The organism is Actinoplanes sp. NPDC019969 (assembly GCF_055562375.1).
In genome coordinates this window covers 161569-177425 of record NZ_JBVHFK010000008.1, presented here as the reverse complement: position 1 = coordinate 177425, position 15857 = coordinate 161569, and the positions used below count along the sequence as shown (strand labels likewise).

General features: G+C 72.5%; 18 protein-coding genes. 12 read left to right on the top strand and 6 right to left on the bottom strand.

The window, feature by feature from the left end:
* The first annotated feature begins 42 nt into the window (after positions 1-42).
* From ACZ3II_RS24425 to ACZ3II_RS24410, 4 genes are all read left to right on the top strand, one after another.
* The gene (locus ACZ3II_RS24425) at positions 43-819 is read left to right on the top strand and encodes a VOC family protein (RefSeq protein WP_465520033.1); all 777 of its coding nucleotides are present in this window, start codon (positions 43-45) and stop codon (positions 817-819) included.
* A 368-nt stretch (positions 820-1187) separates the two neighbouring features.
* Positions 1188-1391 (top strand): DUF3072 domain-containing protein, encoded by a 204-nt coding sequence (locus ACZ3II_RS24420; protein WP_465520032.1) that lies wholly within the window; start codon positions 1188-1190, stop codon positions 1389-1391.
* Between the two features lie 100 nt (positions 1392-1491).
* Positions 1492-1728 (top strand): helix-turn-helix domain-containing protein, encoded by a 237-nt coding sequence (locus ACZ3II_RS24415; protein ID WP_465520031.1) that lies wholly within the window; start codon positions 1492-1494, stop codon positions 1726-1728.
* A 1-nt stretch (position 1729) separates the two neighbouring features.
* Positions 1730-2383 (top strand): Clp protease N-terminal domain-containing protein, encoded by a 654-nt coding sequence (locus ACZ3II_RS24410; RefSeq protein ID WP_465520030.1) that lies wholly within the window; start codon positions 1730-1732, stop codon positions 2381-2383.
* Positions 2384-2625: 242 nt separating this feature from the next.
* On the opposite strand, the gene ACZ3II_RS24405 is transcribed toward ACZ3II_RS24410, so the two are convergent.
* On the bottom strand, positions 2626-3093 hold the full coding sequence (locus tag ACZ3II_RS24405; RefSeq protein ID WP_465520029.1) for a GNAT family N-acetyltransferase: 468 nt from the start codon (positions 3091-3093) through the stop codon (positions 2626-2628).
* Positions 3094-3150: 57 nt separating this feature from the next.
* Between ACZ3II_RS24405 and ACZ3II_RS24400 the strand changes: the two genes are divergently transcribed.
* The 5 genes from ACZ3II_RS24400 (at position 3151) to ACZ3II_RS24380 (ending at position 7401) form a co-directional block, all read left to right on the top strand.
* On the top strand, positions 3151-3591 hold the full coding sequence (locus ACZ3II_RS24400) for a MarR family winged helix-turn-helix transcriptional regulator (protein WP_465520028.1): 441 nt from the start codon (positions 3151-3153) through the stop codon (positions 3589-3591).
* Between the two features lie 106 nt (positions 3592-3697).
* Complete coding sequence (locus ACZ3II_RS24395; protein WP_465520027.1) at positions 3698-4648, top strand: pirin family protein; 951 nt, start codon at positions 3698-3700, stop codon at positions 4646-4648.
* Between the two features lie 14 nt (positions 4649-4662).
* Positions 4663-5859, top strand: coding sequence for an aminopeptidase (locus ACZ3II_RS24390; protein WP_465520026.1), 1197 nt, complete (start codon positions 4663-4665; stop codon positions 5857-5859).
* A gap of 40 nt (positions 5860-5899) precedes the next feature.
* Positions 5900-6331, top strand: coding sequence for a hypothetical protein (locus ACZ3II_RS24385; RefSeq protein WP_465520025.1), 432 nt, complete (start codon positions 5900-5902; stop codon positions 6329-6331).
* Entirely contained in the window at positions 6328-7401 is a 1074-nt protein-coding gene (locus ACZ3II_RS24380; RefSeq protein WP_465520024.1) for a hypothetical protein, read from the top strand. Before ACZ3II_RS24385 ends, ACZ3II_RS24380 begins: the two co-directional genes overlap by 4 nt.
* A gap of 18 nt (positions 7402-7419) precedes the next feature.
* Here ACZ3II_RS24380 and ACZ3II_RS24375 read toward each other — a convergent pair whose 3' ends face one another.
* A complete protein-coding gene (locus tag ACZ3II_RS24375) occupies positions 7420-7545 on the bottom strand; it encodes a hypothetical protein (protein WP_465520023.1) in 126 nt (41 codons plus the stop codon).
* A 98-nt stretch (positions 7546-7643) separates the two neighbouring features.
* Here ACZ3II_RS24375 and ACZ3II_RS24370 point away from each other — a divergent pair, with 98 nt between their 5' ends.
* The 3 genes from ACZ3II_RS24370 (at position 7644) to ACZ3II_RS24360 (ending at position 11238) form a co-directional block, all read left to right on the top strand.
* Positions 7644-9227 (top strand): phospholipase D family protein, encoded by a 1584-nt coding sequence (locus tag ACZ3II_RS24370; protein WP_465520266.1) that lies wholly within the window; start codon positions 7644-7646, stop codon positions 9225-9227.
* Positions 9228-9319: 92 nt separating this feature from the next.
* Entirely contained in the window at positions 9320-10600 is a 1281-nt protein-coding gene (locus ACZ3II_RS24365) for a sensor histidine kinase (protein ID WP_465520022.1), read from the top strand.
* Positions 10597-11238: a response regulator gene (locus tag ACZ3II_RS24360; RefSeq protein WP_465520021.1), complete on the top strand. Its 642-nt coding sequence runs from the start codon at positions 10597-10599 to the stop codon at positions 11236-11238. Before ACZ3II_RS24365 ends, ACZ3II_RS24360 begins: the two co-directional genes overlap by 4 nt.
* A 57-nt stretch (positions 11239-11295) precedes the next feature.
* On the opposite strand, the gene ACZ3II_RS24355 is transcribed toward ACZ3II_RS24360, so the two are convergent.
* The 4 genes from ACZ3II_RS24355 to allB are packed head-to-tail and all read right to left on the bottom strand — an operon-like array spanning position 11296 to position 15836.
* The gene (locus ACZ3II_RS24355; protein WP_465520020.1) at positions 11296-12378 is read right to left on the bottom strand and encodes a protein-L-isoaspartate O-methyltransferase family protein; all 1083 of its coding nucleotides are present in this window, start codon (positions 12376-12378) and stop codon (positions 11296-11298) included.
* Between the two features lie 49 nt (positions 12379-12427).
* A complete protein-coding gene (locus ACZ3II_RS24350) occupies positions 12428-13558 on the bottom strand; it encodes a phosphotransferase family protein (protein WP_465520019.1) in 1131 nt (376 codons plus the stop codon).
* Positions 13555-14526, bottom strand: coding sequence for an allantoicase (gene alc, locus ACZ3II_RS24345; protein ID WP_465520018.1), 972 nt, complete (start codon positions 14524-14526; stop codon positions 13555-13557). The genes ACZ3II_RS24350 and alc overlap by 4 nt, the downstream gene beginning before the upstream one ends.
* Positions 14526-15836 (bottom strand): allantoinase AllB, encoded by a 1311-nt coding sequence (allB, locus tag ACZ3II_RS24340; protein WP_465520017.1) that lies wholly within the window; start codon positions 15834-15836, stop codon positions 14526-14528. The genes alc and allB overlap by 1 nt, the downstream gene beginning before the upstream one ends.
* Positions 15837-15857 lie beyond the last annotated feature (21 nt).

Sequence of the window (15857 nt, the reverse complement as noted above, 5' to 3'; positions counted from 1 at the left end):
ACGAAGCGTTATCAGTGCCGTAGAGTACCGAGGCAACTGGGGATGTCCACCATGGAGCGGCTCATGCGGATCAGAGGCTATGCACCCTTGACACCTTGCTGGGTGGAACTGGCGAGTGCGGACCCCGCACGCGCGGCACAGTTCTACGGAGAGTTGTTCGGCTGGGAGTCAGCGGGTGATCGGTTCAAGCTCGGAGGACGAGCTGTGGCCGGACTCACCCGCAGCCGGCTCGACCGGCCGGACGGCTGGCTCACCCACCTGAGCACACCCGACCTCGAGGAGACGCTCGAACAGGTCGCCCTCTCCGGCGGGCACTGCCTGAGCCACCCGGAGGAGGCGCACGGCGGCCGGCGCGCGATCGTCGCCGACCCGAACGGCGCGATCATCGGCCTCTGGCAGGGATACGACTTCGCCGGCGCACAGGCCGGCGGCGAACCGGGCACGATGTCGTGGCCGGAACTGATCACCGACGACCCGGACGGGGCGGCCCGCTTCTACGGCTCCGCGTTCGGCTGGCTGCTCAACCAGCAGTTCGGCTCGGGCGAGTGGCTCAACCAGGCCCACGACGCCGTCGCCGGTCTCGCCCCCGGATACCGCGGCGCCTGGTGGCGTGCCGCGTTCCAGGTCGAGGACATCCAGGCGGCAGCGGACCACTGCGAGCTGATGGGCGGCGCGGTCATCACCGAGCCGTCGGAGTTCGGGATGGCCGCCGTCGCCGAGCTGCGGGACCCGTTCGGCGCCCGGTTCACGGTGGCGGCGCCGGTGCACCACCCGGTCGAGCTGACCGTCTCGCTGGGCACCCTGCCCGCCTGGGACTGACCGAGACTGTTCAGTACGTGGAAGAGGCCGACCCTCCGGGGTCGGCCTCTCCGCGTTCCGGCCCCATCGCCAGCCGTCGCCCACGCCGGTCAAGACGCCCGCAAAACAGGCCTCAGCAACGGCTCACGACCGCGAGCCGACCGCGAGCCGACCGCGAGCCGTCGCGCACGCCGGTTACGGCGTGCGCGAAACAGGGCTCGGCGACGGCCGGCGCGGTGGGAGCGGGGCGTGAGCCGTCGCGCCGGACGGTTACGCCGGGCGGGTGACATGAGTGGGCGACGGCTGGGGATGATCGCGGTGGGGGGCATGGACGGGGCCGGGACGGGTAATGGCACAGGCGTTCGAGATGTCGAAGGAAGGACGCCGTCATGGCCGACCAGACGAACGCCGGCAACACCATCAAGGACCCGGACGACTGGACCACCGGGGACCAGCCGGCGACCGGGGCTCAGGAGTCCTACCTGAACACCCTCGCCTCCGAGGCGCACGAAGAGGTTCCGGACGGCCTCACCAAGGCCGACGCCTCCCGCAAGATCGACGAATTGCAGGAGAAGACCGGCCGCGGCGCCTGACCGCACCGAGTCTCCAGGGCCGGCCCGAGGGCCGGCCCTTTTCACACCCTTTCCGTCAACCGAGGTTGACAGCCTGGATGTGTCAACATAGGTTGACGCTATGACGGAAGCTACCGACCTCGCCGCCGCCGCGGGCAGCGCCGACCCCCGGGTCGGGTTGCGCGCGGTGGTGGCGCTGCGACGACTGCTCGAAGGGCTGGAGCGGCTGCAGGTGGCGAACGCCCGGGCCAAGGGCTGGTCCTGGCAGGAGATCGCCGACGCGCTCGAGGTGACCCGACAGGGCGTGCACAAGAAGCACGCCCGCCTGCTGCCGATGCCGGATCCACGGGAGGACTGAGATGTTCGAGCGATTCACCAAGGCTGCCCGCGCCGTCGTGATCGAGGCCCAGACGCAGGCCCGCGAGCTCGGCCACCGGCCGATCGGCACCGAGCACACCCTGCTCGCGCTGGTCACCGTCGACGCGCCGGCGGGCGGGACGGGCACGTCCGAGGGCCACCACGTCGTCAACGGGGCCGCCCGGGTGCTGCGGGCGGCAGGCGTCGACCGGGAGTACGTCCGCGCGGCGATCGTCCGGCACGCCGGGGACCGGAGCGAGGCGAAGGCGATCCTCGACCGGGACGCGGAGGACGCGGCCGCCCTCAAGTCGATCGGCATCGACCTGGAAGCGGTGCGCGCCGCGATCGAGGAGAACTTCGGCACCGGCGCCCTTCAGCTGACCCGCCCGGCGCCGAAGAAGAAGGGCATCCTCGGGCGGTTCTCCCCGGCGACGTCCGGGCACGTCCCGTTCTCGGCGCGGAACAAGAAGGCGCTCGAGCTGTCGCTGCGGGAGGCCATCCGGCTCAAGCAGAACTTCATCGCGCCCGAGCACATCCTTCTGGGCATCCTGCGCGAGGGGCAGGGCCTGGCCGCGCTCATCCTCGCCGAGCGCGGGGTCGACTTCGACGCGCTCCGCGACGACCTCACCCGCTCCCTCCGGGCGCCCGCCGCCTGAAGGGCCCCCGCCGCCTGAAGGGCGCCCGCCGCCTGAAGGGCGCCCGCCGCCTGAAGGGCGCCCGCCGCCTGAAGGATGCCCGCCGACTGAAGGGCGCCCACCACCTGACACCCCCGGCTGGTCGTCAGGGCTGCCTCACGGTCCGCGAGACAGCCCTGACGACCAGCCGCCGAAACTCGCGTGTGTATTACAGGCGCATATGACGGCCGAAATACACACGCGGGCATACCCCGGGAGGGGTTTCAGAGGCGCAGCCGCATCGCGGGGTCGCTGGTGCGGACGAAACCGAGCGAAGCGTAGAGAGGCTCCCCGTCGGGCGAGGCCCGCAGGTCGGCGGCGCGGACGCCCTGGTCGCGGAACCACTGCAGGAGGGCCTCCACGCAGGCGCGGGAGTACCCGCGGCGGCGCATGTCCGCGTCGGTGACGACGTTGAAGAGGTAACCGACGCGGCCCTCGGGGTTGAACGGGTTGCCGAGGCGTTCCTCGATGAGGCCGGCCGCGCAGGCGGCCAGGCCGGGCTCGCCGGGGCGGTCGACGACGTACGCGGCGAGGGTGGGTTCGGTGGCGCCGAGGCGGCGGGTCAGGGAGGCGTGGGCCGGTTCACGCCAGTCGTCGTTCCAGTCCTGGTTGCCGCCCACGGTCCGCAGCATCACGGCGCGGAGGCGGACGAGTTCGGTGGCGTCGGCGGGTACGGCTCGGCGGGTCTGCACACCCGTACCCTAAGCAAGTCATTGGTCTTTAAGATTTGAATGAGTATGGTTCGGGGCATGGCCGAACCGCTGACCGCGACGCAACTGGCGCACTGGCGCACCTTCATCGAGAGCTCGTGGGCCCTGCACACCCGCCTCGAGGACGAGTTGCGCGCCGCCACCGGCCTGAGCATGAACGACTATCACGTCCTGATCGCGCTCACCGAGGCGCCGGGGCAGCGGATCCGGATGGGCGAGCTGGCCAGCCGCCTGGTGCTGTCGCCGAGCCGGATCACCTACCAGATCTCCTCCATGACCAAGCGAGGGCTGGTGCGCAAGGAGAGCTGCTCCGACGACGGCCGCGGGCAGGAGGCCGTGCTCACCCCGGACGGCCTGGCCGCGCTGCGGGACGCGGCGCCGGCCCATCTGGAGACCGTTCGCCGGAGCTTCATCGATCATCTCGACGACGAGGAGCTGGCCGTCATCGGCCGCGTCTTCGCCAAGATCAGGAGAGCGTGACCCACGCTCGATGACCCCGATCACATTCTTCAGATTTGAAGCTCGACCCTAGTATTTCAGATTTGAAGTAGCTAGAGTCGAGCCAACGAAGTCAGGAGGGCTCGAAATGCCTGCGATCACCGTTGATGACGTCCTCGTTCTCCCCCGTCTCCCCGAGCTGGACCCGGTCATGACCGAGTTCCGGGACGTCAAGCGGCTCACCACCGCGCCGAAGGGATACGAGGGCGAGGGGTTCCCGGTGCGCCGGGCCTTCGCCGGGGTCCCGCTGACCGAGCTCGACCCGTTCATCCACCTGGACCAGATGGGCTCGGTCGACTACGGGCCGGGCGAGCCCAAGGGCACCCCGTGGCATCCGCACCGCGGGTTCGAGACCGTGACCTACATGATCGACGGGATCATGGACCACCAGGACTCGCTGGGCGGCGGCGGCTCGATCAGCAACAGCGACACCCAGTGGATGACGGCCGGCTCCGGCATCCTGCACCTGGAGGCCCCGCCGGAGCACCTGGTGATGAGCGGTGGCCTGTTCCACGGGCTGCAGCTGTGGGTCAACCTGCCCCGGGCCGCCAAGATGATCGACCCGAAGTACCAGGACATCCGGGGCAAGGCGGCGGCCCTGCTGACCACTCCGGACGGTGGCGCGCTGATCCGGGTGATCGCCGGCACCGTCGCCGGGCACAGCGGGCCCGGCTCGACGTTCACCCCGATCAACCTGGCGCACGTCACCCTGCAGCCCGGCGCGCGGCTCGACCTGCCCTGGCAGACCGACTACAACGCGCTGGTCTACGCGCTCTCCGGCGACGGCTGGGTCGGCACCGGGATGCGCCCGATCACGCTGGGCCAGCTCGCCACCCACGGTCCCGGCGAGGCGATCCGGGTGGAGGCGAAGACCGAGCTGGACCTGTTCATCATGGGTGGGCAGCCGATCCGGGAGCCGATCGCGCACTACGGCCCGTTCGTGATGAACACCCGCGACGAGCTGAAGCAGGCCTTCGAGGACTACCAGAAGGGCCGCCTCGGGGTGATTCCGGCGTCCCGCGTGCCGCACACCGATTGACTACCCTGGCCGGTATGGATCGGATCCGGGAATTCGCCGACGTCGTGGTCCGGGCGGGCGTCAACGTCCAGCCCGGCCAGGGCGTCGTCCTGCGTACCGACACCGCCCACCTGGAGATCGCCCGCGCGGTGGTCGAGGCCGCCTATGCCGCCGGCGCCGCCTGGGTGGAGCCGCTCTGGTCGGACGGGCGGATCCGCCGCTCCGCCGTCGACCACGCCGCCCTGGAGACGCTGACCGCCAGCCGGGGCTGGGCGCTGCAGCGCATCCGCGAGTGGTCCGAGCAGGGCATCGCCACGATCACCCTGCTCGGCGACCCGGATCCGCACGTGCTCGACGGCGCCGACCCGGTGAAGGCGGCGGCCTTCCCGGCCGAGGAGACCCGGCTGATGCGCGAGACGACGCTGGGCCGGTTGCGGTGGACCGTGGCGGGCGCGCCCAATCCCGGCTGGGCCCGGCAGGTGTTCGGCGAGCCGGACACCGAGCGGCTGTGGGAGGCGGTCGGCACGGCGATGCGCCTGGACTCCGCCGATCCGGCGGACGAGTGGCGGCGGCGTTCGGCGACGCTTGCGGAGCGCGGGGCCGCGCTCGACGCGCTGGAGCTCACTTCGCTGCGGTACGTGGGAAGTGGCACCGATCTGACCGTCGGCTTGATCCCCGGTTCCCGCTGGACCGGAGGCGGGACCGTCGACGCCGCCGGTGTGGCGTACCTGCCGAACATCCCGACCGAGGAGGTCTTCACCAGCCCCGACCGGCGGACCGCCGAAGGCGTGATCCAGGTGACGAAACCGCTGGTGCTCAACGGCAGGCTGGTCCTCGGCCTGCGGCTGGAGTTCTCCGGCGGGCGGATCGTCGCGGTGTCCGCCGAGTCCGGCGCCGACATCGTCGAGGCGCAGCTGGCGACCGACCCCGGCGCGCGTTACCTCGGCGAGGTGTCCCTGGTGGACAAGGAGAGCCGGATCGCCAAGGCCGGGATCGTCTTCCACAACATGCTCTTCGACGAGAACGCCGCCTGTCACGTCGCGTGGGGCGCCAGTTTCCCGTTCGTGGTGCCCGGCGGGCTCGAGAAGACCGCCGCCGAGCGGGAGGCGATCGGCCTCAACCAGTCGGCGGTGCACACCGACGTGGTGATCGGCGGCGAGGGCATCACGGTGACCGGCACCGGCCCGAAGGGCGCCGTCGACATCATCCGCGACGATGCGTGGGTGCTCTAGTCTCTCCGGGCAGCAGTCCACGTACGGGGGGAGCCGGGCGTTGCAACCGCATCTGCACGTCGACATCGAGGGGCTACGCACGACCGGCACCGCCATCGCGACACCGGTGACCTGCGTCGACGACTCGGTCAAGCAGGAACTCGGCCGTCTCACGGTGGCCGGGACGGCCGCGACCTGGGGTGCCGGGGCGGCGCTCGTCGAGGCCTCGGCCGGCTGGTCGGCGCACCTGAACGGGGTGTCCCAGCGGGTCCGGGCGTTCGGTGACGACCTGGTCGCCTCGGCGAACGACTTCCAGGCGGCGGATCTGGCGTCGCAGCACCACAACCAGGTGCCGTCGGCCGGGTCGCGCCCGGTGATGTCCCCGTCCCCGGCGGGCACGCCCACGCCGTCGCCCGATGCCCCGCGAACCGCCCCGCCCGCCCCGGCGCCGTCGTCCACCCCGTCGCCGGCGCCCGGGCCGGCCGGATCGTGAGCATCACCCTCCGCGTGCTGCGGGACACCGACGCGGGTGCGTTCACGAGAGCCGCCGACGCCTGGGGGAACATCGCGTCGGCGGTGGACGCGCGGCTCGACGAGTTCACCGCCGAGTCGCGGCCCCTGCCGACGGTGTGGCCGACCGGGACGAACGCCGAGAAACAGGCGGTGGCGCTGCGCGGCGAGATGAACGCCGCGTACGAGCCGTGCCGGAAGATCAGCGGGGCGCTGCGGACCCACGCCGACTCGGTGGTGCGGCTGCAGGGGATGCTCGGGGCGATCATCGACGAGTGCGCCGGGCGGAACATCTCGGTCGATCTGCAGAGCGGGACCGCGCGGTACACCGGCCCCGGCCTTCCGGACCCGATGCTGGCGGAGCGGGTCAAGGGGTGGGCGAGGGACTACTCCGCGCAGCTGCGCGACCTGCGGGTGAAGGCGCAGCAGCTGGACGACGAGACCCGTACCGTGATCAGCTCCTGTCTGCCGTCGGCGGCGAAGAAGCCGGCGGGTGGCGGCGAACCGAAGCCGGCGCCCAAGCCCGCCTCCCCGCCGCCCTCCGGAGGTGGGGGTTCGCATGTGGGAGGCGGCGGCGGTTCGCACTCGGGCGGAGGCGGTGGGGCGCACTCGGGCGGAGGCGTGTCGCCGGTTCGGGCGAAGGACCCGGAGCCGCTCGCTCCACCGGCGCGGGAACGGACGATGCCGGACATTCCGACGCCGGAAGCACCCCAGGTGGCGGCGCCCGTGACGGAGGGTCCGGCACCCGCGCCAGAGGATCGAGCGCCGGAACTGGCTGAGGTCGGGCAGGTGCTCGCGCCGCCGCCGGCTCCGGAGGCGCCGCGGGCTGTCGACCCGTTCTTCGCGCAGATGGCGTCCGCGCTCAACCCGAGCCTCGACCAACAGGAGATAGCGGCGCTCTGGGCGACTCTGATGGCCCCGGGCCCGGCCCTCGCCGAGGTTCCGCCGCCTCCGCCCGTACCTCAATCGGGTCCGCTTGTTGCTCCGCCGGCGGACCGGTGGCTCGCCTTCCTCGATCGGATCAACGAGGGTGGCCCGGCGCCGCAGCGCTGAGCCACCCCGCGCGGTCGGTCAGGACATCATCAGCATCGCGGCGGTACCCAGCAGGACGAGCATCAGGACCGCGATGAGCAGGCCCTTCTCAGCAGTGTCGGCGGATTCGGTGACCGGCGTCGTGGTGAAGGGCTCACTGCTCATCTGTGCGTTCCTCCGTGGGGTCGAGGATGACCGCTCCGGATGCGGGCGACGGTCAGGAGGCTTACGGTGAGGGCGTCGTCGACCTCGAAGGGGCTGCAGTGCCGCCGCAGGAATGGCTTCTCACCAGTGCCGAACGCGGCAACCCGGACACCTCCATACCCACATGGAACACCGGAAACACGGTCGAACCACTTATTCACGGGCAGAATTACTTCGATCGGTTGGTGGCCGAGGTCGAGTCGCTGGAGGCCGGCGACCACCTCTTCTTCACCGACTGGCGCGGCGACCCGGACGAGCGGACCAGCGACGGCGGGCAGACGGTGGCCGAGCTGTTCGCCGACGCGGCCAAACGCGGGGTCGTGGTGAAGGGCCTGCTCTGGCGGTCCCATATGGACAAGCTCGCCTACAGCGAGGAGGAGAACCGCACCCTCAGCGACGACATCGAGGCATCGGGCGGTGAGGTGCTGCTCGACCAGCGGGTCCGTCGCGGCGGATCACACCATCAGAAGCTGGTCGTGCTGCGGCATCCGAACCACCCGGAACGCGACATCGCCTTCGCCGGTGGCATCGACCTGTGCCACAGCCGCCGCGACGACGCGGATCACCACGGCGATCCGCAGGCGGTGCGGATGTCCTCGGCGTACGGGCCGAACCCGCCCTGGCACGACATCCAGCTGGCTCTGCGCGGCCCGGTCGTCGGCGCGCTCGACCTGTCGTTCCGGGAGCGGTGGACCGACCCCGCTCCGCTCGACCAGCACGGACCCGTCTCGACCGTCACCGACATGCTGCGCCACGAGGACATGCGGCCGGACCGTCTCCCGCCGCAGCCGCCGGACCCGCCGGAGTGCGGCTCGCAGACCGTCCAGGTGCTGCGGACCTATCCGGCGATGCGCCCGGCGTACGGGTTCGCGAAGCTCGGCGAGCGCAGCGTGGCCCGCGGCTACACCAAGGCGATCAAGCGGGCCCGGCGGCTGATCTACCTGGAGGACCAGTACCTGTGGTCGAAGGAGGTCGCCCAGCTGTTCGCCGAGACGCTGCACGACAACCCGGAGCTGCACCTGATCGCCGTCGTCCCCCGGTGCCCGGACGTGGACGGCGGGTTCGCGCTGCCACCCAACCTGGTCGGCCGGGAACAGGCCGTCGAGCTGTGCCGGCAGGCCGCGGGCGACCGGGTGCACGTCTTCGACCTGGAGAACCACGCGGGCACGCCGATCTACGTGCACGCCAAGGTGTGTGTGGCCGACGACGTGTGGTGCAGTGTGGGCAGCGACAACTTCAACCGTCGCTCGTGGACCCACGACAGCGAGCTGTCCTGCGCGGTCCTCGACGAGACCCGGGACGAGCGTGAGCCCGCCGACCCGGCCGGGCTCGGTGACGGCGCCCGCAGGTTCGCCCGCGAACTGCGGCTGGCGCTGATGCGTGAGCACCTGGACCGCGCCGACGGCGACGACGCGGACCTGATCGATCCGGCGTCCGCGATCGAGGCGGTGACCTCGTCAGCCGATCGGCTGAAAGCCTGGGTCGACGGCGGGCGTCGTAGGCCCCGGCCGCCGGGCCGCCTGGTCCCGCACGAGACCGAGCGTCTCCCCTGGTACCAGCGACTCTGGGCGATCCCCGCGTATCGCCTGGTCTACGACCCGGACGGCCGTCCCTGGCGGGAGCGCCGGGCCGGCACCTGGTGATCACCGGCGCGCCGGAGGTATGGCTGGGTATACCTGTGAAGCGGTAGCTGAATGGCTGGGAACGGGCCGCCGCCGCTGGTTACCGTGTCCCGGTGACCGACCACGTTGGAAAGACCCTCCGAGACCGCCGCTATCTGCTGTCGTCCTGGCCCTACCGGTCGGCCCTGTTCCTGACCGCCACGGCGCTGATAGCCGCGCCGATCGCGTTCTGCTTCTGGTTGCTGATCATCCCGTGGGTGGTGGCCGCCCAGAGCATCGGCGACGGGCGGCAACCGTCCCTCGCCGTCTTCGTCGTGATGGCGCTCACGACGGTCCTGCTGATCGCCGGCGGGCCGGTGGTGGCGCTCCCGCTGGCCGCGCTGGAACGGCAACGGCTCCGGTTGATCGACCTCCGCCCGCTCGCGGCGCCCCGGCACGCCACGGCCACCGGCACTGCCGCCCGGGTCGCCGCCCGCTACCGGGAGGAGTCCACCTGGCGGGCCGTCCTCTACGCGTTCCTGCTGGCCGTGCTGGTGCCGCCGCTGTACCTCGCCGGCGGCCTGCTGGTCCTCCTGGAACTGATGCTGCTGCTGAGCCCCGGGCTCTCCCAGTGGTCGCTGGGCGACATCGTGATCAACGGCGGGCCCGGCTCGATTCCGCTCTGCCTGCTCGGCATCGTCCTGATTCCCGCCTTCCTCTACCTGGCCGGCCTGATCGCCGCGGCGCACGACGCGCTGGCCCGGCGGCTGCTCGGCGACAGCGACGGCCTGCGGGACCGGTTCACCGAGGTGGCGCAGTCCCGGGCCCGGCTGGCCGACGCGTTCGAGGCCGAACGCCGCCGGATCGAGCGTGACCTGCACGACGGCGCCCAGCACCGGCTGACCAGCCTGACCCTGCAGCTCGGGATGGCCCGGCTGGACGTGCCGGAGGACTCGCCGGCCGCCGGCCCGCTGAAGCAGGCGCACCAGCAGGCCAAGGAGCTGATGGTGGTGCTGCGCGACCTGGTGCACGGCATCCGCCCGCAGACCCTGACCGATCTCGGCCTGCCCGCCGCGCTGCGGGACCTGGCGGCGACCTCGCCGGTCCCGGTGTCGGTCGACGCGTCCGCCGTCCACGACCGGCTGCCCGAGCGGATCGAGACGACCGCCTACTTCGTGGCCGCCGAGGCGTTGACGAACGTCGCCAAGCACGCCCGCGCCAGCTCGGCCTCGATCCGGCTGGCCCCCACCGGCGACGGCGTCGTCCTGGAGATCCAGGACGACGGCCGTGGCGGCGCCGACCCGGCCCACGGCACCGGCCTGACCGGCCTCGCCGACCGCATCGGCGCCGCCGGCGGCCGGCTGCTGCTGGCCAGCCCGGCCGGCGGCCCGACCCTGCTGCGGGTCGAGCTGTGACCCGGGTGGTGCTCGCCGAGGACGGCGTGCTGCTCCGGGAGGGGCTGGTGGGGGTGCTGGTCCGGTTCGGGTTCGAGGTGGTGGACGCGGTCGGGGACGCGGCCGAGCTGATGACCGCGGTGAAGGAGCACCGGCCGGAGCTGGTGATCACCGACATCAAGATGCCGCCGTCCTTCCAGGACGAAGGGCTCCGGGCGGCGGTCCGCCTGCGCCACGACCACCCCGGCCTGCCCGTCGTCGTGCTCAGCCAGTACGTGCAGCAGGACTACGCCGCCGATCTGATCGCCACCGGCGACGGCGTCGGCTATCTGCTCAAGGACCGGGTCGCCGACATCACGGAGTTCGTGGCCGCGCTGCGCAGCGTGATCGGCGGCGGCACCGTCGTCGACCCGGACGTGGTCCGCCGCCTGATCAGCCGGCCGCAGGACCCACTGGCCGGGCTCTCCGGGCGGGAGCGGGAGGTGCTCGCCCTGATCGCCGAGGGCCGGTCCAACTCGGCGATCGCGGCGGACCTGTTCATCAGCGAGCCGGCCGTCGGCAAGCACGTCGGCAACATCCTGGCCAAACTGGGCCTGCCCCCGACCGACGACACCAACCGCCGGGTCCTCGCCGTCCTCACCTACCTCCGCGCCGGCTGAGGGCGACCCCCGGCAGCGGCGCGGAGACAGCCCTGACGACCAGCCGGAGGAAGAGGGTCAATCCAGGGTCCAGGAGGAGGGGGCCCAGATCGGGGTGGCGGGGTCGCCGGTGAGGGACAGGGAGACGTGCCAGGCGGTCATCGGCGGGCGGCCCAGCGACCACCACCGGTCCGCGAGGGCCGTGCCGACCGCCGTGTAACGGTCGGCGGACAGGCCGGAGGCGAGGATCGCGCCGTCGGCCAGGACGACCGCGCCGGACGTGCCCGACTCGTCGAGGACCGCCAGGTAACTCAGGTCCCGGCCGGCGATCGAGGCGTGGCTGACCCGGTGGTGCCAGACCCCGGCGGCGTACCAGAGATCGCGGTACGCCTGGGCGTTCAGCGGGGGCCGCCAGCGGGCCGGCGACGTCTCGGCGAGGTCCCCGAGAGCGGCGGCCGGCTCCGGATGGCTACGCGGGTGCCGGGCGGTGAGCGGGCCGGCGGCGCTCATGAAACCGGCGGAACAGACGACCCGGGCGGCGAGCGGGTTCGGGCGCACGTCGAGGACCGGATGCACGCCGGCGTGCTCGACGGGGACGATGGCGCGGCCGTCCGGTTCGAGCCGGTCCAGCCAGTGCGGGGAGACACCGGCGACGCCGACGGTCACGATGATCCGGTCGTAACGCTCGGCCGGGCCGCCGGTGTATCCGTCGGCGGCTTCCACCCGTACCCCCGCAATGCCCGCCCTGGCCAGCGCGGACCGGGCGCGTGCCGCGACGTCCGGCTGAACGTCCACCGTGGTCACCACCGCGCCGAGCGAGGCGAGAAGCGCGGCGTTGTAGCCGGTGCCCGCGCCGATCTCCAGCACCCGCATGCCGGGCCGCACGCCGAGCGCCTCGATCATGGCGGCCATCAGCGACGGCTGGCTGGACGAGCTGACCGGGACGGCGCCGTCCATCTTCGTGACGAGCACGTCGTCGCTGTAGACCGTGGGCAGGTACTCCGGGTCCGCGGGCAGGACCCGGCGGCCGTCGCGGCGATGGAAGCCGTCGGCCACGAACACCTCGCGGGGCACCGTGGCGAACGCCTCGGCCAGCGCCGGGGACAGCGGGGCGCCGTCGGACCGGATCAGGTCGAGGTAGCGCCGGCGGGCATCTTCCATAGTCGACACGGTACGGAACACCCGGCCCTTACGGTGCGATCCGTCGATGTCATCGGCGGGCGGCCCGGACCGCGGCCGCCAACCGCTCCGGGACGTCCTTCTCGTGGTACGGCCACTCACTGGGCTCGATGTTCGCCAGGAAGGTCGCGTAGGAGACCGCGGACCGCAACCGCGCCACCGGCCGGAGCAGCTCGGCCGCCCGCAGCGCGTCGCAGCCCGGCCACAGGTCCGCCCAGGCGCGCACGACCGCGGGGTCGTCGGTGAGCCGCAGGATGTCGTACGCCGGGTTGCCGATCAGCGCGTCGCCCCAGTCCACGATGGTCAGACCCTGGTCGCCGGTACGGACGTTGCCGGAGTGCAGGTCGCCGTGCACCAGGGTGTCCGGCAGGCCGCAGCCGGCCACCTCGGCGAGACGGCGCGGCAGGTCCGCGAGCAGCTCCGGCAGGCCGTCGATCTCGTCCAGGAACGGCCGCGCGATCTCCGGCAGCCGTTCCAGCCCGTCACCGGGCACCCCCAGCGACCGCAGCCGGCCCACCTCCCCGGCGAAGTGCCGCTGCACCGGATGCAACGCGTGCACGACAGCGGCGCAGAGGTCCGGGCCGGCGCCGTACCGGTCCTCGCCGGGCACGTGCGCGAGCAGCGTCCGGCCCTCGTCACCGGCGGCGAGCACGTACGGCACCAGCCCCGGCGACACCTTGTCGACGGCCTGCAGCACGGCCGGCTCGTGCCGGAAGAACGACGGCACCTGCTTGAGCCAGGCCACCGGGGCGCCGTCCGGGCCGTCGAACCGCCAGATGGCCGACAAGTTCCAGGTGCGCTGCTGCCGGGGGACGGCCCCGGTCAGCCCGAGCCGGTCCAGGGCGCCCGCGGCCCAGGCCAGGGACGCCGCCACGCCGGCGGGTTCGGCGTACGCGGCCCGCAGCGGATGCCCGGCCAGGTCCACCGAGGCCGGGAGCAGTCCGTCCGGGCGGTCCCGGGTCATCGCCAGGTAGGTGACGTGACCGCCGGGCGGGGCGGCCTGGCCGGCGTGCAGCAGCCGCAGCACGGTGACGTCGATCCCGGCCCCGGCCACCACGTCGGTGGCCTCCTGCCAGTACGGCATCGCGACGGTGAACGGCGGCAGCATGCCGAGCAGCTCCCCCGCCGGGTCGACGAGGACCAGCGAGACGGTCCGGTTCACCGGCCGAGCCTCGCCCGCAGGAACGCCCGGTCGGCCTTGCCGAGCAGCCGCAGCCGGGCCATGCCGCCGTCCGGGAAGACGTCCAGCCGGACCTGCGTCACCTCCGGCGCGTCGTCGAGACGGAACCGGTGCGGGGTGTCCGGCCGCAGCGCCACCCGCGGCAGCAGCTCGAACGACGCGCCCTGCTCGTCGAAGCCGGTGAGGGTCGCCCAGCCAGGGGCGTTGCCCTTGAAGTGGCTGGTGTCCAGGTCGGCGAACCTCAGCACGGCCGGGGCGGCCAGCCGGACCAGCACCCAGTCGTTGCCGTCGTCGCGGCGCCGGGACGTCTCCCAGCCGTCGCCCATGTTGCGGGCCAGGCCGGGCATCAGCATCCGCGCCGGGTTGCCGTAGAACATGTCGCTGCAGTCCACGACGGTGGCGCCGTACTCGGCGGCGGCCACGTCGAACACCTTCGGCAGCAGATCCGGGTCGGGCACCGCCGCGCCGTGCACCCGCAGCCGGGCGACGCCGCCGTCCGGGAAGATGTTGAGCCGCACGTGGGTGAACCGGCGGCGGTCCTCCACCGGGTACAGGTTGCGGCCGTCGCCCTTGAGCTCGGACCTCGGCAGGATCTCCACCCAGTCCGCCTCGGCCAGCTCGTCCGGGCCGGGATAGCCGGGCAGCTCCACCGCCTCCACCGAGGCGAACGGCGGGTAGTTGCCGGTGAAGAACGCCGTGTCGATGTCGACGCCGTGGACGATGCCGGGCGCGCCGAGCCGGATCACCGCGAAGTCGTGACCGGGCGACCGGCGACGGCGGGTCTCCCAGCCGTCGTAGACCTGTCCCTTGTGGTCGAACGTCCTCGGCGCGTGCCCCGGCGGATCCGGCAGGACCAGGTGGTCCGCGGCGGCGAAGAACTCGTCGTTGCAGTGCACGACACCGCCGCCGAACGCCCGCGACGCCAGATCCGGCAGCGCGCTGAACTCCATCAGTTCTCCCTCGACAGAAAGATGCCGCCGGCGTCGTCACCGGTCACGGTCCGCCCGCGCAGCCAGGTCCGCTCGACCACACCGCGCAACCGCTTTCCGGCGTACGGCGTGACCGGGTTCCGGTGGTGCAGGGCATGCGCGTCGACGACGAACTCCTCGTCCGGCTGGAAGGCCACCAGGTCGGCGTCGGCGCCCACCGTGATCCGGCCCTTGTTCCGCAATCCCACCAGATCGGCCGGGCGGCGCGCCATCCATTTCACCACGTCCGCGAGGGTATGCCCGCGCCGTGCCGCCGCGGTCCAGATCACCGGAAGGCCGAGCTGCACCGACGCGATCCCGCCCCAGGCCGCCGCGAAGTCACCGGTGTCCTGCCGTTTCAGGTCGGGCGTGCACGGCGAGTGGTCGCTGACCACGCAGGTGATCAGGCCGTCGGCGAGCGCCTCCCACAGCCGGTCGGCGTTCGCCGTGTCCCGGATCGGCGGGCAGCATTTGAACTCGGTGGCGCCGTCCGGGATGTCGGCCGCGGACAGGGTCAGATAGTGCGGGCAGGTCTCGGCGGTCACCCGTACCCCGTCCGCCCTGGCCTGGGCGATCAGCGGCAGCGCGGAGGCCGCGGACAGGTGCAGGATGTGCACGCGCCGGCCGGCCGCGCGGGCCACGGCGATCGCGGTGGCGACCGCGGCGTGCTCGGCGTCCTGCGGGCGGGAGGCCAGGAAGTCGGCGTACGCCGCCGAGCCGGCCGCCTCCGCAAGATGCTCCGGGTCCTCGGCGTGGATCACGAACAGGGCGTCCGCCGCGCGCATCGCCTCGGCCAGCTGACCGGCGTCGACCGGCGGGAACTCGGGCACCCCGGAGTCGGCCAGGAACGCCTTGAAACCGAAGACGCCGGCCGCGTGCAGCCCCGGCAGGTCACCGGCGTTGCCGGGGATCGCCCCGCCCCAGAACCCGACGTCGACGTGACACTGCCCGGCCGCTGCCGCCTGCTTGATCGCCAGCGCGGCGGTGTCCACGGTTGGCGGGAGGCTGTTCAGCGGCATGTCGACGATCGTGGTGACGCCACCGGCCGCGGCCGCCCGGGTCGCCGTGGCGAAACCCTCCCACTCGGTCCGGCCCGGCTCGTTGACGTGCACATGCGTGTCCACCAGCCCCGGCAGCAACGCCGTGTCCCCGAGGTCGACGTCCTCGCCCGCGGCCGCCTCGGCGCCGTAGGGCAGCACCGCCGTGATCTTCCCGTCCACGACCAGCACCGCCGCCGGGCGCTCGCCGTCCGGCGTCACCACCCGGCGGGACCGCACCACAAGATCGACCATGGTCCGACCCTATCCGTGGCT

Coding starts and splice junctions, on each gene's coding strand:
- ACZ3II_RS24425 (WP_465520033.1), top strand. CDS start 43: ATGTCCACCATGGAGCGGCTCATGCGGATCAGAGGCTATGCACCCTTG.
- ACZ3II_RS24420 (WP_465520032.1), top strand. CDS start 1,188: ATGGCCGACCAGACGAACGCCGGCAACACCATCAAGGACCCGGACGAC.
- ACZ3II_RS24415 (WP_465520031.1), top strand. CDS start 1,492: ATGACGGAAGCTACCGACCTCGCCGCCGCCGCGGGCAGCGCCGACCCC.
- ACZ3II_RS24410 (WP_465520030.1), top strand. CDS start 1,730: ATGTTCGAGCGATTCACCAAGGCTGCCCGCGCCGTCGTGATCGAGGCC.
- ACZ3II_RS24400 (WP_465520028.1), top strand. CDS start 3,151: ATGGCCGAACCGCTGACCGCGACGCAACTGGCGCACTGGCGCACCTTC.
- ACZ3II_RS24395 (WP_465520027.1), top strand. CDS start 3,698: ATGCCTGCGATCACCGTTGATGACGTCCTCGTTCTCCCCCGTCTCCCC.
- ACZ3II_RS24390 (WP_465520026.1), top strand. CDS start 4,663: ATGGATCGGATCCGGGAATTCGCCGACGTCGTGGTCCGGGCGGGCGTC.
- ACZ3II_RS24375 (WP_465520023.1), bottom strand. CDS start 7,545: ATGAGCAGTGAGCCCTTCACCACGACGCCGGTCACCGAATCCGCCGAC.
- ACZ3II_RS24355 (WP_465520020.1), bottom strand. CDS start 12,378: ATGGAAGATGCCCGCCGGCGCTACCTCGACCTGATCCGGTCCGACGGC.
- alc (WP_465520018.1), bottom strand. CDS start 14,526: ATGGAGTTCAGCGCGCTGCCGGATCTGGCGTCGCGGGCGTTCGGCGGC.
- allB (WP_465520017.1), bottom strand. CDS start 15,836: ATGGTCGATCTTGTGGTGCGGTCCCGCCGGGTGGTGACGCCGGACGGC.